Raw genomic sequence first — 18,061 nt, 5'->3', positions numbered from 1 at the left:
GTTTATTTATCCACTACACCTGCCTATCAATCTGTTCGTCGTGGAATTATTGTGGATCAGCTTTAGTGGTTTTCAAAAGCGTTTGCAAATTAGCAGCTTTTGGTTTTACAAGCCAGAATTTACGGCTGTAAAAATCAAACTCATTACGGATCTTATACGCCCACGCACTACCTGTCTCTTGAATGTGTTCATCTAAAATACGGCTTAAGAATTCTTGATGTTCTTCCATCGCTTCTGTAGAGATACGATTTAATTCAATTAACTCATGGTTATAGTGGTCAACGAAATCATTATCAAGGTCAAGCACATAAGCGAAACCACCTGTCATACCCGCACCGAAGTTGTGACCAACTTTACCCAGTACAGTCACAATACCACCGGTCATATATTCACAACAGTGGTCGCCAGCGCCTTCAATCACCGCAAATGCACCTGAGTTACGCACTGCGAAACGCTCGCCCGCAGTACCAGCAGCGAAGATTTTACCGCCCGTTGCACCATACAAGCAGGTGTTACCAATAATGGCTGTATTTTGAGTTTGGAACGGTGAACCTTTTGGTGGGAAAATCGAAATACGACCACCCGCCATACCTTTACCCACGTAATCGTTGGCATCACCTTCAAGCTTGATATGCAATCCACCTGCATTCCAAACACCCAGTGATTGACCTGCCGTCCCTTTCAAATTCATGACAACAGGATGTGCTTCCATACCTAAGTTGCCATAACGACGCGCAATTTCACCTGAAATACGCGCACCAATTGAACGGTCACAGTTGACAACATTGTAGTTAAACTCACCAATCTTGCCTGCTTCAATAGTCGGAAGCATCTCGACCACCATTTTCTCTGCAAGTAAGCCTTTGTCAAAAGGTGCATTGCCTTGAACTTGACAGTATTGCGCCTTACCTTCCGCAGAAGGATGTGAGGTTAACAAGGCACTTAAATCTAAGTGTGCATGCTTATCGGTATCACCCGGTAATACTTCGAGTAAATCAGTACGACCAATCAAATCTTTGAGGCTTGAAACACCTAATGCTGCCAACCATTCACGCGTTTCTTCTGCAATAAAGTGGAAGAAATTAATCAGCATTTCTGGCTCGCCAATATAATGCTCTTGACGTAAATGATCTTGTTGCGTTGCAACACCCGTCGCACAGTTGTTGAGGTGGCAAATACGTAGGTATTTACAACCCAATGCGATCATTGGGGTTGAACCAAAACCGAAGCTTTCAGCACCAAGAATAGCCGCTTTAACCACATCTAAACCTGTTTTCAAACCACCATCGGTTTGGACGCGTACTTTGCCACGCAGGTCATTTACGCGAAGTGCTTGATGTGCCTCGCTTAGACCCAATTCCCAAGGCGAACCTGCATGGTGAATTGAAGACAATGGAGAAGCAGCTGTACCACCGTCATAACCCGAAATGGTAATGAAGTCGGCATAGGCTTTCGCAACACCAGCGGCAATCGTACCTACACCCGGTTCAGACACCAATTTCACCGATACCATCGCTTGAGGATTGACTTGTTTTAAGTCAAAAATCAATTGCGATAAATCTTCAATCGAATAAATGTCGTGATGTGGCGGTGGTGAAATCAGGGTTACACCCGGTACTGAATAACGTAAACGTGCAATTAAGCCATTCACTTTACCGCCCGGTAACTGACCACCTTCACCCGGTTTCGCACCTTGCGCCACTTTAATCTGCAACACTTCTGCTGAAGTTAAGTACGCAGGTGTTACCCCAAAACGACCCGAAGCAATCTGCTTGATTTTCGAGTTACGAATGGTGCCATAACGTGCAGGATCTTCACCGCCCTCACCCGAGTTTGAACGACCACCAATGGTATTCATGGCAATCGCAATCGCTTCATGCGCTTCAGGAGACAATGCACCCAAAGACATTCCTGCCGAGTCAAAACGCGGTAAAATTTCTCCGACTGATTCCACTTGCTCAAGGGCAATTGAATTATCCGTTTTGAGTTTAAAGAGGTCACGAATGGTGGCAATCGGACGATTATTCACTAATTCTGCATATTCTTTAAAATCGGCATAATTGCCTGAACGTACCGATTTATGCAAAGCATTGATCACGTCTGGGTTAAATGCGTGGTATTCCTTATCGAATACAAATTTCAGCAAACCACCTTGATCGATTGGCTTACGTGTTTTCCACGCATTTTCCGCCAATTTTTTAAGATCATTTTCAAGGTCAGCAAATGTTGCCCCTTGAATACGGCTTGGTACGCCAGTGAAGCATTTATCCACTACTTCATTGGATAAACCCACAGCTTCGAATAACTGACCGCCACGATAAGAGGCAACCGTTGAAATACCCATTTTCGAAAGTACTTTCAGCAAGCCTTTCTCAATCCCTTTACGGAAGTTGGCTTGGGCGTGAATTGGATCACCCAGTAACTCACCTTTAGCAACCAAATCATTGATCACATCATAAGCCAAGTATGGATAAATCGCAGTTGCACCAAAACCTAAGATCACGGCAAATTGATGCGGATCACGTGCCAGACCAGTTTCGACAATAATATTGGCATCGGTACGTAAACCCACTTGAATCAAGTGATGGTGAATCGCACCTGTTGCCATCAATGCATTGGCTGGTAAATAACCTTCACGAATTTTTTTATCGGAAAGCACCAATAAGGTTTTACCATCACGAACTGCTTGAGCAGCTTCAATACAAATACGTGCAATTGCAGCTTCTAAACCTTCAGTTGCCACATAGTTCAAGTCGATGTCGGCAATTTCATAGCCTTTACGACCTAAAGTGCGCATTTGGTGCATTTTAGAATTTGAAAGTACAGGACTTGAAATAATCAAACGATCTGCATGTTCAGGGCTTTGTTCAAACACATTTTGCTCACGCCCCAAACATGTCTCTAAAGACATCACAATCGATTCACGTAATGGATCGATCGGTGGATTAGTCACCTGTGCAAACTGTTGACGGAAGAAATCTGATACATGACGTACTTGGCGAGACAAGACCGCCATTGGCGTATCATCACCCATCGAACCGACGGCTTCCTGACCGCTTTCTGCAATTGGACGCAGCAATTGATCACGTTCTTCAAAGGTCACCATAAACATTTTTTGTGCTGCTTTTAGGTCATCACCTTTTAAGCCTTGATCACATAAATATTCTTCAAGCTCTGGACTGCCTTGAACGCGAACTGAATTTTCACGTAACCATTGACGGTAAGGACGCATATTTTTCAAATGCTTGTTAACATCTTGCGTATCAAGCATTTTACCTGTGAAGGTATCAACCACTAAAATTTGACCTGGACCAACACGACCTTTAGAAATCACATCTTCAGGCTGATAACCCCAAACCCCAATTTCAGATGCCAAAGTGATGTAACCATTTTTGGTAATCACCCAACGTGCAGGACGTAAGCCATTACGATCGAGCATACAAATGGCATGACGACCATCTTGAATCACTAGACCTGCAGGACCATCCCATGCTTCCATGTGCTTAGAGTTAAACTCATAGAATGCACGTAAATCTGCATCTAGAGTTTCAACATTTTGCCATGCTGGTGGAACCAGCATACGCAGTGCACGGAATAAATCCATACCACCACCGACCAGAATTTCAAGCATATTATCCAAGCTTGAAGAATCCGAACCAGTACGGTTTACAATTGGATTTAATTCAGTTAAACCCGGCAATAATGGATTTTCCAATTTAGGCACACGTGCCATTGCCCAATTACGGTTGGCAGTAATGGTATTAATTTCACCATTGTGCGCCAAGTAACGGAAAGGCTGCGCGAGTGGCCAACGCGGTAAAGTATTGGTCGAAAAACGCTGATGAAATACCACAATATGGGATTCTAAACGTGGATCCGCAAGGTCTGTATAGAAGTCTGCAATCGCAGCAGGCATCATCAAACCTTTATAGGTAATCACAGTTGAACACAATGTTGTGACATAGAATGATGAATCATTCACTAACAACTGTTCAGCACGGCGACGTGCCAAGAATAACTTACGGTTGAATTCAACCTCAGTCACGCCCATAGGGCAATTGACAATAATTTGTTCAAAGGCTGGCATCGATTGCAATGCAATCTCACCTAAAGCTTCAACATTGGTTGGAATCAAACGCCAAGCCAAAACTTTTAAACCTTCAGATTCAATTTCTTTGGTGAGAATTTGTTTTGAATGTGCAGCAATAGCGGGATCAAGATTTAAGAAAATAGTACCGACCGCAAAAATTTCACTTAGGGTAATATCACTGAGTTTTTTGGCTTCTTCACGGAAGAACGCTTTGGGCATAGCCAGCAATAAACCACAACCATCCCCTGTTTTGCCATCTGCGGCAATACCACCACGGTGGGTCATACAACTTAAACTATGAATCGCGGTCTTGACCAAATCATGGCTCGCATCACCCTGCATATGGGCAATTAAACCGAAACCACAGTTATCTTTAAACTCATCCGGTTGGTATAAACCTTGAGCGGGAGCTACAGTATTAGGCGATGGCATGTGCATAGCGTACCCTTCTTTCAACATGGCCCATATAGCGGGCGTCTAACAATCAAATATCTTCTTTGCGATTTAGTCCAATTTACTCACACGCAGATCAAGATTGAGCCAAATCATTTTCTTCACATGCTTAAGATAATCGTATTTCATCTTGCATACATGAATCAATTACAAAAATGTTTTGTTGATCTTACGCACTCTTTTAAAGCAGGTAAATTCAACAACTTCGCACAATCATTGAATCTTTTCGCGCCAAAATAGGGACAATAACTCAATTCATGCACCAATAAAGCAAAAATTATGCCAATTCAGAAAATACAATGCTAAATGTTTTAAATATAGAAATATTAAAGTTTCTACAACACAAGCTTATTTTCTAAAAAACACTTTTCGCACTATATTTGTGCATATAAATATTTTTATAACTTAATTTGCTCTATTTTAGAACTCTATTTTTAATTGACATACTCCCACCACTAAGCTGAAAGCTATAATAGGGGATTTTTGCGACCCATGTAAGCAGTAATACTTACACCTTTCGATACCACATCTGCGCTGACAGATATAGTGGCACAGGAACTCTTTATACAGTACTAAATTGTCCTAGCACATCAGCTAAAGCGAAATTGCGGATATTCATACTCGCATTCAAGTCGCGATCCAAGACAGATAAACAGTCAGGACAGCTCCATGAACGAATATGCAAGGGTAACTTTTCCATTGTGTAGCCACATTGGGAACATGTTTTTGAACTAGGCACAAAACGACCAATCCTAAGTATGTTCTTACCGTACCATTCAGCCTTATATTTCAAGAGTGTGAGGAACTGCCCCCATGCAATATCACTAATGGATTTTGCAAGTTTACGGTTCTTCACCATGCTTTTAACTCCTAAATCTTCTACTGCATACGTAGTCGCTTGGTTTTCACAGATCAATTTATGCGTGAGTTTATGATGTAGGTCTAAGCGTTGATTTCGTACCTTTTCATGGATACACGCAACCCTTAATTTTTGTCGTCGATAATTTTGGGCTTCTTTCTTTTTTCTAGAAAATATTTTTTGCTGTATCGCCAATCGTTTTTGAGCTTTTTTCAAATATCGTGGATTTTCAACTTTGTCACCATCTGACTGAATCAACATATGAGTCAGACCTAGATCAATCCCGATAGTTTTGTCTACTTCAATGATGCTTGGTACAGGTAGATTAACCTCTGTTTCAACTAGGATTGAAGCATAGTATTTACCTGTCGCTGATTTACTGATGGTCACTGTTTTGATTTTGCCATCAAATTGCCGACTAAATATGGTTTTAATTTCTTTAATCTTCGGTAAATTCAACACCCCACTAGCAAAATTCACTGTACAGTGTTGAGGGCACTGATAAGAGCGTTGCTGTATTTTTTTAGATTTGAATTTAGGAAACTCTGCCCGACATTTGAAAAAATTGCCAAATGCTGTATAGACATGCAATAAACTACTCAACAACGATTGACTGTTAACCGTATTTAGCCATTCAAATTCAGGAGTTTTTTTAAGTAATACAAGCTGATCTTGAATTTCTTTTCGAGATAAAATTTTTTTATGCTCTTTGTAATAGCTCTGTTGTAAAGCCAATGCCCAATTAAAAGTAAAACGAGCACATCCAAAGTGTTTTTCAATCAACACTTGCTGTTCTCGATTTGGATAAATGCGATATTTATACGCTTTCAAAAATGGCTTATTCATTCAACAATTTTAATAACAGTAAAGAAATAAATACATATCACCAATACACCAGTACGACATATTGTGTCGTACAAATAAAAGAGCTATTCGCTAACTGCACTATCTATCTCCAGTTGAGAAGAACTGCTTTGCAAACAGATTAGAGATAGAGAATTACAGATACTTAATTAAATGGATCACTAATTTCTTTTTCTGCCGCTTTACTGCCACTTTGTTTAGAAACAGGGTCAACCGTAGAATGAGATTCTTGTATATCAACAACATTACCTTGCTCATCACGACGTGTCACCTTGGTCGTTGTGGTCGCTGTTTTCGGATCAACAGGTGCAACTGCTGGTTTCAGTTTAGGTAAAGCCAATAAAGTTTGATCGACTTTAGGCAAAGGTGCAGATTTTAAGTTGATGGCATATAATTTATTATTCGTCGCCATTTCTTCCGCCCCCATATCGTTCACCAATGTTACATAATTTTCGATATCTTGTACTTTAGGTTGAGTCGACTTTGGAAATTTCAGTGGCAATTGTTCTAGTGCTTGTTTTGCTTCAGCATTATTCTTATATAAACCGTAAAGCAGCACATATTGTTCAATTTGACTTTCACCATTCAAACGAATATAAAAAAAGTTGCTACGATCTGATTGTTTTTTAAGAAAACTTCGAAGAACATCATCTTCAGTCACTCGAAATAGCTCTATCGTGATTGCATTTTTATTGTCATTAATAAATTTACTGCCACGAAACTCTGATTCATAGCTTGCCGTTGTCACTATACGGGTCGTCATGGCTAAAGGACGCACTTCGTCTTGCAGCGCACCTAAAAGGTTGCTTGCAGCCACTTTTTCAGGTTGAATTTGTAACTCAGACTCAGTTTCAGCAGATTTTTCCACTTCTACCAATGCATCACTATCTGTAATTGCCCAAAAAACCAGTGCCGCAAACAAACACACCATCCCACACACGAGCCAGATATAGTTTCGAATACGTTGCCATTGTGTACGGATGGTTGCCATGCCTTATGCCTTCTCTTGATTCGTTAAAATCGCTTGCTTCATCAATTCCACATCAAATTCATTGCTAATGATCGCCTGCCCTAAAGATTTCATCAGTACCAGACGTAATTGCCCCTTCAGCACTTTTTTATCATGCGCCATAAAGCCAAGGAATTCATCCAGTGGAATTGCTGGGCATTTTACGGGTAAATGGGCACGTTGAATGATTATTTTTGTACGTTCGACATCATCAAGCGAAATCCAGCCCATGCGCTGCGATAAATCCGCAGCCATCACCATGCCAGTTGCAATGGCTTCACCATGTAACCAAACTCCATAACCTAAATACGATTCAATGGCATGACCAAAAGTATGACCTAAATTCAGTAGAGCACGTTCACCTTGCTCTTTTTCATCATTGGCGACAATTCGTGCCTTATGCGCACATGAACGATAAACTGCTTCAGCCAGTAATGTAGAATCACGCCCAACCAAGCCATCCATATTCGCTTCGAGCCAAGTTAGAAAATCAAGATCACCCAATAAGGCATACTTAATTACTTCTGCCAAACCCGCAGACAGTTCACGATCTGGCAAAGTGTTTAATTGCTCCATATCTGCCAACACCACTTGGGGCTGTTGGAATGCACCAATCATATTTTTACCTAAAGGATGATTAATGCCTGTTTTCCCGCCGACACTGGAATCCACTTGAGATAAAAGCGTGGTTGGCACTTGGATAAAATAAACACCGCGCTGGAAACATGCTGATGCAAAACCTGCCATATCTCCAATCACCCCTCCACCGAGGGCTAAAACTGTCGCATCACGATTAAAACCCGCTGCTAACAAAGCATCAAAAATTAAATTTAAATGTTCACTATTTTTATATTTTTCACCATCAGGCAAAACACATGTTGCCACTGTTTTGCCTAAACGCTCAATTGCACTCACATAATGATCTAAATACAAAGGCTTAACTGTTGTATTGGTTACAATCATGACTTGTTTTCCGTGAATATACGGCTCAAGTAAAGATTGTGGGTTTAAATCACTGCCAATAAAAATAGGATATCGACGATCGCCGAGTTCAACATGTAAAGTTTGCATGAAATTTAAACCATTAATTAGACTAAATCTGCTTCTTGAGAAACAATCATATGTAAGATTTTTTGCGCTAAATCACGGGCAGCACCCTGATTTGTTTCAATAATATAATGTGCAATTTCTCGATATAAAGGATCACGAATTGCCAATAAATCACGTAACTTTTGTTCAGGGTTTTCAACTTGTAGTAAAGGACGGTTTTTATCCCGATAAGTACGCTGCAATTGAATTTCGACAGGAGTATAGAGATAAACAACGATTCCACGTTGTTTTAAAAATTCACGATTCGCAGCTTGAGTGACGACCCCACCACCCGTTGCAAGAACCAGTTGTGAGCGGGCAGTAAGTTCATTAATGACCATGGTTTCACGGTTACGGAATCCATTTTCCCCTTCTTTTTCAAAAATCCAAGGAATGGTTGCACCTGTCTTACGTTCAATTTCATGATCACTGTCAAGAAACTCTCGTCCTAGCAGTTCTGCTAAATGTCGACCAACCGTTGTCTTCCCAGCCCCCATTGGCCCTACCAAATAAATATTTGGCAGGGTTTCAAACTCATTGCTTGGCAAGGAGTCACCTATTTATTTTGCTAAATTCAAAATATATTAATGATTTCTTGAAACACTGTCATTAACAATTCGTGGTGTAACAAAAATCAATAGCTCACTCTTTTTATCCGTTTTTGCATCTTTACGGAATAAACGCCCCACATAAGGCAAATCTCCCAAGAAAGGCACCTTAGTTTGACTCGTGGAAGTTAATTGCTCAAAGATACCACCAAGCACAACGGTCTCACCATTATCCACCAATACATTGGTATTGATCTCATTCTTATTAATTGTATATTGACCTGTCGGCGTTGGTGTACCCACTGAGTCATTTTTAATTTTCAACATCATTTGGATTTTACCGTCAGGCGTAATGCTTGGGGTCACATCCAAACTTAAAGTTGCATCAATAAACTCTGTTTTAGACACTGCATTTACACCGCCTCCCTCTGAAGACTGATAGGGAATTTGTGTACCTGATGCAACTTGAGCGGGTTGCTTATCTGCAGTGAGGACTTTTGGTGTTGAAATAACCTCACCATAACCATCTGCTTGTAATGCAGAAAGTTCTAAATCCAGCATAAAATCAGACAAACTAATTAAACCAAAAGCAATACTACTTGCTCCTGGAGTTGTTACGCCTAAATCGACATTGAGATTATCTGGACGCTGAATGGTATATTTACCCTCATCATCAGGTGTTTTTAAATCCCATAGGGTCGTATCACTACCACCAACAAGTAAACTGCTATTACTATTAACGCCTTGAGATAAAATACCCCATTTCACGCCCATTTCTTTGGTAAAATCGGTTGAAGCACGAACAATACGCGCCTCAACCATGACTTGTTTAACAGCAATATCCAGCAAGTCAATCATTTTACGAACTTTATCAATATTCAGTGCAGTATCATTGATAATTAACGTATTGGTCCGTACATCAGCAACAGCACTACCACGTGAACTCAACAAGCTTTCCAGTGCAAGTGAGTCTGAATTAGCAGTACGATTTGATGCACCACCTTTACTATCACGAGATTCTTCTAATAACTTTAAAATATCTGCAGCTTTGGTATAACTTAATTTAATATATTCTGTTTGAATCGGAGCGAGTTTAATACTTTGAGCAATTGCTTTTGCCTCATCTTCTTCTGATTTAATCAATTCAGCAACAGGGGCAATCCAAATCACACTGCCATTACGGCGTTTATCTAAATTTTTTGTTTTTAGAATAATATCCAGTGCTTGATCCCATGGCACATCTTTTAAACGTAAGGTGATATTGCCTTGCACGGTATCGGCTGCAACCATATTGATTTCAGTAAAGTCTGCCAATAACTGTAGAACTCGACGTACTTCTATATCCTGAAAATCAAGTGAAATCTTTTTACCTGTATAGCTATTTGTAGCTTTTGGTTTCAGTGGACTTTTATCCTCTGGACGCTTCAAACTGATGGTAAGTTTATTATCCGCTTGGTATGCCATATATTCATAGCTGCCAGCGGTCTGAATGGTCACCACACCATTTCCACCATCATTATGTGCATCAATGGTAGATACAGGTGTTGCAAAATCATTGACATTTAAGCGACGAGCCAAATGTGTAGGTACTTTATTTCCTAAAGTCCTGACCACAACCTTACTGCCTTGTTGTTGTACATCGACTGGGGTATTCGTCCCCAATAAATCAATCACAATTTGCCCTTCACCTTGACCACCACGCTGGAAACCAATATTGGAAATTCCTTGTGCAGATTTTTGAGCAGTGACATTTTCAGTGGCAACAGCATTACCAGCCGCATTAATTTTTAAAATAAAGGTATTACCCTCAACACGTGTGGTAAAGGCACCCGCATCCGCTAAATTTACCGTTAAACGCGAACGCTGAGCATCAGAACTGACATCTATAGAGCTGGCTTCTTGAGTGGCAACTGCAATACTATTTTGTTTTAAATTCTGCTGGGCTTTATCAAAATCAAGAACCAAACGTGATGGCTGTTCTAATTGATAGGCTTGAGGTTGCGGTGGTAGGCCATTAAACATGACCCGAATTTCTGTACCTTGACCTGCAATTTGCATTGGTACAATATTGGTAATACTGACTTGTGCATTCGCAACTTGCATGACTGCAATCGCCACAGCACCCATAGAAAATTGACGGAACAAATGGTTCATTGTATTGCCATCCCCAAATATAAAATCTTTAAAACTGTTATTCATTTTTATTCCTTTAAACTTACGGCGCAGGTCCAATTAAGATAAGACTTCTTGGACGCTCCACGTATCCTTCTCGCCCATCTGGAATAATTTCCACGAGATCAATTTGTGTTGGCGTAATTTTCACCACACGACCGTGATTAACACCCATATAACTGCCAAGTTGTATGCGTTCAATTTCACCATCTGGGGTTTGAATCAATGCCAAAACTTGTCCAGTTTGGCTACGCATACTGCCCTTCATATTTAAGGACTCAATCGCATAACTTTCTAAAGGTTGCGGTTGACGTGACAAATTCGGATAGACCCGTTTCCCAGCCATAATTTGTAATTCAGCAGCCAAAGAACCCGGTAAAAAAGGACTTTTGAGCTGGTGGGCTGAATAATCAAATGTTGGCACAGGTGCAAACACGGGTGCGGGTTCAATCGGTAAAGGGGGTTGATTGCGAATACTCGCCATTTGCTCATTCACAGCATCAATACGAGAATCACAGCCAACCAATAACAATCCCAACATCAGGCTTAAAGTAATTTTTTCTATTTTCATCACTGTGTCCCTCCTGCTGCAGTAGGTGAGCTAGCAGTTGCACTATCCGTCGCATTAGCTGTTCCAGCGGTTGATGCGCTATTGTCCGTATTTCCGATGTAACGGTACGTTTTGGCTTTCACGCTATAAGTAATTTGAGGAATATCGGTTCTTTTCTCTTTATTTTCCGTTGCTGTAATATCAAAATCATGCAAAGTTACAATACGCGGAAGTGCAGCAATACCACTGACAAAAGAACCAAAGGCATGATAATCGCCCGTCGCTTCAATCGAGATCGGTTGTTCAATAAAGAACTCTTGTTTCACTTCATTTTCTAAAAGAATATTTTTAAATTTCAGACCTGAATTCACACCACTGACGTTAATATCTTCAACCAATCCAGGAATTTCAGTTTCTTTTGGCAATTGCTCGAGTTGCTGATTAAAATTTGCTTCCATTTCCAGCAACTGCGCTTGTAACTGTTGCAAATTACGCAGCTTGGAATCCTTTTCGCGAAATTCATTGAGTAAATTTTGCTCTTGTGCACTGGCATTGGAAATATCATCCAACTTGCCCTTAATCGATAGGAAATAACCCAGTAAAGCAATCATCATAATAATCAAAATCCAGCAAGTGATTTTGACTGATAATGGCCAGCTTCCATAGTTATTCATATCTAAGGTATTGAACTGCTGAAGAAACTTATCCAACGTCATCTTCTTTTTAGTTACAACAGCTTCTTTTTGATTTAACTCATCAAATTCATCGAGACTCATTGTGCTGCCCCCGCTGTTGAATTAGCTGTATTAGGTGGTACTTCTGGTTCTGTTGGCGCTGCAATTTCATCTAAATCAGCAGTCACCACAAATGAACCATAACTCTCTTCAACACGTGGCACCACAGAGCTTGGTGCCTGATCTTTTTTCTCTTCTACAGCCAAGAAAGAATTCATAAAGGCATTACGATACCAAGGCGATGCTTCTAAATTACGTAAAAATTCCGCAACCGTATTTGGGCTTTCTGCTTTCCCTTCAATGGTAAACTTATCGCCTGTACGGGCAAATTTAGTAATATACAAATTAGTTGGTGTCACGCGTACCATTTCATCAATCAGACGAACAGCAATCGGTCTTTGTCCTTGTAAACCTTGAATGAGCTTCATACGCTCAATAATCGCATCACGCTGCTTTTCCAAGCCTTCTAAAGACTTCAATTGCACATCAAGATTTTGATTGGTACTGGTAATCAGTTGATTGGCTTGTTCTTGGTCTTCAAGTTTCTGGTTATAGTAAAACCATGCCAGTGCAACGGCTAAAACCCCGATTAATGCCGCCCCAATACAAATTGCAATAAATTCTTTTTTCCGTTTCTCTCTTAGCTCATCACGCCAAGGGAGTAGGTTAATTCTTGCCATTAATCAAAGCTCCTCAATGCCAAACCACATGCCACCATGAGAGAGGAAGCATCGTTCTCTATCTTTTTAATATCAATTTGTGGAGAAAATCCCATTTGTAAAAATGGGTTGGCAATAGTCACACGATAACCAAGTTTTTGTTGTAATAGCTTCGGGAGCCCCGGAATATTGGCATTACCCCCCGCCAATAAAATATGATCAATTTCATTAAACTGTGAAGATGAGAAAAAAAACTGCAATGATCGTGCAGCCTGTTGTACCAGAGCATCTAAGTATGGCTCTAAAACCTCAACATCATAATCATCGGGTAATGAACGACTTTTTTTCGCACGACCGGCCTCTTCAAAAGACAAACCATAACGATTTTGAATTTCTTGAGTCAGTTGTTTACCGCCAAACACCTGTTCTCGGGTATAGATCACTTTGTTTTTTTGCATGACAGATAAGGTCGTCATGGTATGACCAATATCTAAAATCCCCACGGTATTCACGCCCATAGGTAAAGTATCTGAAAACACTTGATAGGCATTTTCTATCGCAAAACTTTCAACATCGGCAATTTTCGGTGTCAAGTTCGCAAACTCTAGTACTTCAGAACGTGCTTCTATATTTTCAAAACGGGTTGCGACCAATAGTACATCTACTCGATTTGGATTGGCTAAACGCTCTGGCAAAACTTCAAAATCAAGGTTCGCTTCATCAATCGGAAAAGGAATATATTGCTCAGCATCCATACGAATTTGAACTTCTCGTTCATCATCCGTCATATCTGCATCCATCTCAATTGTTTTGGTAATCACCATTGAGGTTGGAATTGCAAAAGCAGCAGCTGTAGATTGAGTATTGGCTAGATTGATTGCTCGCTCCAATGCATCACCCACTGCCTCAGGATTCAATATATTTTTTTCAACCACACTACCTTCTGGTAATGGAACCAGTGCATAGCTTTCAACCCAATATCTATTACCGCTTTTAACAGAAAGTTCCAATAATTTAACAGAAGTAGAACTAATATCCACTCCAATTAACCCCTTATTTGGCTTACGATATAACCTGAGCACAATACAATTCCTATTATTTTTTTATCCCCAATAAAAGTAACCCACTAATCAGTGTTGGTCTATAATTTTATACAGATACAATAACTCATCTAACAATCTGTATTTGTAAAGGCTATACTGACCGCCAATTAGTTTGCCATTAGCTCTTATTAAAACTTACTTGTTATGAAAAAGCTATCTCGTTCAGGCCGTGTTCATCCATTTTTTTTGATCATAATTATAGTTTTGGTCTCAATTCCGATGGGATTCTATGGCATGTATCTCTATATTGCCCCGTCTTTACCCAAAATGACCACCTTAAAAAAGGCGCCGTTGTTAAAACCGTTACAGGTGTATAGTGCTGATAATGAGCTTATTGCGGAATATGGTGGAAAATTATCGGTCCCTGTAGAATATAAACAAATTCCAAAACCCTTTATTTCTGCCTTCCTTGCGGCAGAAGATTCTTCATTTTTTGAACACAGTGGCGTTAGCTTTAAAGGTTTAGGCCGAGCTGTCAGTGAAACCATTATTGGATCGAATGTACAAACGGGTGGTTCAACCATCACCATGCAGGTGGCAAAAAATTATTATTTAACCCCTGAACGCACACTAAAACGTAAACTAACCGAAATTTTTCTTGCACGTAAAATTGAACAAAACCTCAGCAAAGAAGAAATTTTAACGTTATATGTCAATAAAATTTTCTTAGGAAAAAATGCTTACGGCATCGCTGCAGCAGCAAAAATTTATTACAACAAAAGCTTAGATCAGCTCAGTATTGCCCAAATGGCGATGATTTCGGGTTTACCCAAAGCACCCTCTAAATATAATCCTGTGGTCAACCCAACGCGTGCCTTAGAACGCCGAAACTGGATTCTAGGACGGATGTTGCAATTAGGCTCAATCAATCAATCCCAATATCAAAAAGCGATTGCTGAACCAATTAATTTAGATATGCCTGACCGCGGTATCAATAATAAATTCCCTTATGTGGGGGAAATGGTGCGCTCTGAACTGGTTGAAAAGTTTGGTGAACATGCCATCGATTCTGGCTATAAAGTTTACACAACGGTCAATAGTCAACGCCAAGCCTATGCAGAACAAGCCGTACAAGAAGGTTTAGAAGCCTATGATCGTCGCCATGGTTGGCGAGGTGCCGAAGCGCATGATAAACCGCTGACCGAATTTAATGCTTATGCAAATACTTACCCTGCCAAGGTCATTCAAGTTAATGGCAATTCTTTTGAAGCCTTGATGCAAGATGGCTCTACCGTGACCGTACCTTGGTCAGGTATGTCATGGGCTGCCCCATACCGAAATGCCAACAGCGTTGGTCCTGCACCAAGCAAAGCCGCTCAAATTGTAAAAGTAAAAGATATTATTCGCTTACGCCCAAATGACAACAAAACCTCATGGGCGCTGATTCAAGTCCCTAAAGCGCAGGGGCAACTGATTGCCATCAACCCCAATAATGGTGCAATCGAAGCCATTGTCGGTGGTTATAATTTTTATCAATCTAAATTCAATCGTGCATTACAAGGATGGCGCCAACCTGGTTCAACCATCAAACCATTTGTGTATGCCTTGGCGCTTGAACGTGGTATGACGCCTTATAGCATGGTCAATGATAGCCCAATTACCATTGGCAAATGGTCGCCTAAAAACTCCGATGGACGTTATTTAGGCATGATTCCGCTGCGTCGTGCCTTATATCTTTCTCGAAATACAGTTTCTGTTCGTCTGTTGCAAACAGTCGGGATTGAACGTACTCGACAATTATTTATGGATTTTGGTTTGCACGAAAATCAAATTCCACGTAATTACACCATTGCACTGGGAACACCACAAGTTCTGCCTATTCAAATGGCAACGGGCTATGCAACCTTTGCCAATGGCGGTTATCGCATTCAACCGCATTTTATTGATCGCATTGAAGATGCTTATGGCAAAGTGATTTATCAAAGCAATCCTGAATATGCCTGTATTGCTTGTATCAATCAAACAGATGCAGAAGAAATTGAATCGGCAGAAGCTGTGACTCCAGATGATGAAGTCATTGAAGTGACCAACCAAACGCTGCCAGAAGAAAAAGAACTGCTCCAACTTCAATTGGATGAATCCAAAAGTCAGTATCGTCAAGCTCAGCGTATTTTAAAATCAAGCTCTGCTTATGACATGGCCAATATTTTGCGTGATGTGATTCAGCATGGTACAGGTCGAGCTGCACTTAAAATTGGTCGTGATGATATTGGTGGTAAAACAGGCACCACCAATGATGCCAAAGATGCTTGGTTTGCTGGCTTTAATGGCAAGCTGGTTACTGTGGCATGGGTTGGATTTGACCAGCCAACCACACTGGGTCGTCGTGAATATGGTGGTGTTGCCGCTTTGCCGATCTGGACCAATTTTATGGGGAATGCCTTAAAAGGCACACCAGCAGCATGGGTTCATTTCGATAAAAATGCCAAAGCACCAAGCAATCACAACCAGACGGTTACTGTAGATGCACAGACCGAAGGTGACCGCTCTTCACCTCCTTTAGCACTGCCATTGTACCGCCCTGCACTGGTTACGCCTAAACGAGCGCCTGAACGTGATTTTGAAGATCTGCCTGATGAGGAAACACTTGTCCCTAATCATGCAGCACCTCCAACCATGCAAAAAACACCAACTAAACCCGATGCGCTTGAACACCTGATTGATCAAGTTCAGTAAGAATAAAAAAAGCCCTCATTTGATAAGTAAAGCCAGTCAGTTAAGAAATTGACTGGCTTTTTTATTTTAAATTCATGATGTTCTTCGATACGTGGAAACGTCATCCGCAACTGTTCGAGGCATGAGGTGTATACACCGCAAGATTAAAAAAGTAAGGTTTCTGCGATTTATTAATCAATAAAAGGAATTTGGCGAGTTTTGCGGTGAGGCGCACTGCGCCGCAAGATGCCTTTCTTGCGAAGCTCTGCTTCTCATTTGGGCTTATCCAAAGTAATAGATGAGCTCCAAGCATTGGATTTAAAAATATAAGACTCCGTTGTGAAGCACTAAAAAGTTAAGGAGTTTATTACAAAACTCCTTAACTGACAGGCATTACTCATTTAATGAGGGCTTTTTTATTGAGATCACTTCTTTTTAAAGAGGTAAATTTGGAACTGCCCTGTTAACTTAAATTGCTCACTCTGCTCCAAAACCTGACGGCGTTCTGGTTTAGCTTTATAGGCATAGGGTGTCATCGCAATCAGGTTTTTCAAGTCTGTTTGTTGCACAGTAAATGCTGATTCAACAACACACTCTTCAAGCAATTCAAAAGCATCTTCCAATTGCTCAACAAACTTATGTGACTCATGGGGATTCACTTCTTCAAAAAGTGCCTCACGCATGGCATATAAATGCTCAGTTGCAGGTGTGACCACCATTAAATAGGCATTGGGTTTGAGTACTCGCAATATTTCTTGCTTTGGAATTGGACTAAATAAACTCGTACATAGGTCAATTGAGGCATCCAACACCGGTAAAGTCGCACCTGTACCCACCACCCATGTCACTTTTTTATTCAGCTTCGCGGCCACCTGTACGGCATTTTTCGCAATATCAACCCCAATACATTGCGACACTTCAGCTTGCATTGCATCGGTGTAATAGCCTTCACCGCAACCAATATCCAGTAGGTTGTTAATTTTTAATTCACGAATTTTTGTCACCACAGCATGTTGTAGTGGGGCATAAAAACCTGCACTTAAAAATGCACGACGCGCTTGCACAGATTCAGGCGTATCACCCGGATTTTTACTGTGCTTATGTTGTACGACATGTAAATTCACATATCCCTGCTTTGCCACATCGTAACTATGCTTATTGACACAGCTCCATGTTTTCTCAGTTAAGTGTAATGCCTCACGACATACAGGACACATGAGCAAATTCATTATTTTCTCCAAAAGCGTAAATGTGCAATAAAAAAGAGCCGGCAAAT

The 18,061-nt window shown here is 40.7% G+C and carries 12 protein-coding genes; 1 reads left to right on the top strand and 11 read right to left on the bottom strand.

The window, feature by feature from the left end:
- Window positions 1–46 precede the first annotated feature (46 nt).
- The 10 genes from gltB to BLV99_RS08275 form a co-directional block, all read right to left on the bottom strand.
- On the bottom strand, window positions 47–4,522 hold the full coding sequence (gene gltB, locus BLV99_RS08325; RefSeq protein WP_092689565.1) for a glutamate synthase large subunit: 4,476 nt from the start codon (window positions 4,520–4,522) through the stop codon (window positions 47–49).
- Window positions 4,523–5,105: 583 nt separating this feature from the next.
- Window positions 5,106–6,248, bottom strand: coding sequence for an RNA-guided endonuclease TnpB family protein (locus BLV99_RS08315; protein ID WP_092689560.1), 1,143 nt, complete (start codon window positions 6,246–6,248; stop codon window positions 5,106–5,108).
- A gap of 163 nt (window positions 6,249–6,411) precedes the next feature.
- A complete protein-coding gene (locus BLV99_RS08310) occupies window positions 6,412–7,257 on the bottom strand; it encodes a hypothetical protein (RefSeq protein WP_092689558.1) in 846 nt (281 codons plus the stop codon).
- 3 nt (window positions 7,258–7,260) lie between these two features.
- Entirely contained in the window at window positions 7,261–8,346 is a 1,086-nt protein-coding gene (aroB, locus tag BLV99_RS08305) for a 3-dehydroquinate synthase (protein WP_092689555.1), read from the bottom strand.
- Between the two features lie 17 nt (window positions 8,347–8,363).
- Window positions 8,364–8,912, bottom strand: coding sequence for a shikimate kinase AroK (gene aroK, locus BLV99_RS08300; protein ID WP_074944980.1), 549 nt, complete (start codon window positions 8,910–8,912; stop codon window positions 8,364–8,366).
- 36 nt (window positions 8,913–8,948) lie between these two features.
- The gene (locus BLV99_RS08295; RefSeq protein ID WP_171259172.1) at window positions 8,949–11,066 is read right to left on the bottom strand and encodes a type IV pilus secretin PilQ; all 2,118 of its coding nucleotides are present in this window, start codon (window positions 11,064–11,066) and stop codon (window positions 8,949–8,951) included.
- A 61-nt stretch (window positions 11,067–11,127) separates the two neighbouring features.
- Window positions 11,128–11,655, bottom strand: coding sequence for a pilus assembly protein PilP (locus tag BLV99_RS08290; RefSeq protein WP_092689549.1), 528 nt, complete (start codon window positions 11,653–11,655; stop codon window positions 11,128–11,130).
- A complete protein-coding gene (locus BLV99_RS08285) occupies window positions 11,655–12,410 on the bottom strand; it encodes a type IV pilus inner membrane component PilO (RefSeq protein WP_092689546.1) in 756 nt (251 codons plus the stop codon). Before BLV99_RS08285 ends, BLV99_RS08290 begins: the two co-directional genes overlap by 1 nt.
- Window positions 12,407–13,048 carry a PilN domain-containing protein gene (locus BLV99_RS08280; RefSeq protein ID WP_092689544.1) on the bottom strand — a complete coding sequence of 214 codons (642 nt, stop codon included), beginning with the start codon at window positions 13,046–13,048 and terminating at the stop codon, window positions 12,407–12,409. The genes BLV99_RS08285 and BLV99_RS08280 overlap by 4 nt, the downstream gene beginning before the upstream one ends.
- Complete coding sequence (locus BLV99_RS08275; RefSeq protein ID WP_092689541.1) at window positions 13,048–14,109, bottom strand: pilus assembly protein PilM; 1,062 nt, start codon at window positions 14,107–14,109, stop codon at window positions 13,048–13,050. Before BLV99_RS08275 ends, BLV99_RS08280 begins: the two co-directional genes overlap by 1 nt.
- Window positions 14,110–14,274: 165 nt before the next feature.
- On the opposite strand from BLV99_RS08275, the gene ponA reads away from it, so the two are divergent.
- Window positions 14,275–16,806, top strand: coding sequence for a penicillin-binding protein PBP1a (gene ponA / locus BLV99_RS08270; RefSeq protein WP_092689539.1), 2,532 nt, complete (start codon window positions 14,275–14,277; stop codon window positions 16,804–16,806).
- Window positions 16,807–17,210: 404 nt separating this feature from the next.
- Here the strand turns inward: ponA and BLV99_RS08265 are convergent, their stop codons facing one another.
- Window positions 17,211–18,014: a putative RNA methyltransferase gene (locus tag BLV99_RS08265; RefSeq protein WP_092689537.1), complete on the bottom strand. Its 804-nt coding sequence runs from the start codon at window positions 18,012–18,014 to the stop codon at window positions 17,211–17,213.
- Window positions 18,015–18,061 lie beyond the last annotated feature (47 nt).

The sequence above is a fragment of the Acinetobacter kyonggiensis genome, assembly GCF_900107285.1.
Lineage (GTDB): Bacteria > Pseudomonadota > Gammaproteobacteria > Pseudomonadales > Moraxellaceae > Acinetobacter > Acinetobacter kyonggiensis.
The sequence above is the reverse complement of the archived record's forward strand: the minus strand, read 5'-3'. Positions and strand labels throughout refer to the sequence as shown.

Bases quoted from the DNA above. Each gene is read 5' to 3' on its own strand.
- BLV99_RS08285 (WP_092689546.1), bottom strand. From the start codon at position 12,410: ATGAGTCTCGATGAATTTGATGAGTTAAATCAAAAAGAAGCTGTTGTA.
- BLV99_RS08280 (WP_092689544.1), bottom strand. From the start codon at position 13,048: ATGGCAAGAATTAACCTACTCCCTTGGCGTGATGAGCTAAGAGAGAAA.
- gltB (WP_092689565.1), bottom strand. From the start codon at position 4,522: ATGCCATCGCCTAATACTGTAGCTCCCGCTCAAGGTTTATACCAACCG.
- BLV99_RS08290 (WP_092689549.1), bottom strand. From the start codon at position 11,655: ATGAAAATAGAAAAAATTACTTTAAGCCTGATGTTGGGATTGTTATTG.
- aroB (WP_092689555.1), bottom strand. From the start codon at position 8,346: ATGCAAACTTTACATGTTGAACTCGGCGATCGTCGATATCCTATTTTT.
- BLV99_RS08315 (WP_092689560.1), bottom strand. From the start codon at position 6,248: ATGAATAAGCCATTTTTGAAAGCGTATAAATATCGCATTTATCCAAAT.
- BLV99_RS08265 (WP_092689537.1), bottom strand. From the start codon at position 18,014: ATGAATTTGCTCATGTGTCCTGTATGTCGTGAGGCATTACACTTAACT.
- ponA (WP_092689539.1), top strand. From the start codon at position 14,275: ATGAAAAAGCTATCTCGTTCAGGCCGTGTTCATCCATTTTTTTTGATC.
- BLV99_RS08310 (WP_092689558.1), bottom strand. From the start codon at position 7,257: ATGGCAACCATCCGTACACAATGGCAACGTATTCGAAACTATATCTGG.
- BLV99_RS08295 (WP_171259172.1), bottom strand. From the start codon at position 11,066: ATGAACCATTTGTTCCGTCAATTTTCTATGGGTGCTGTGGCGATTGCA.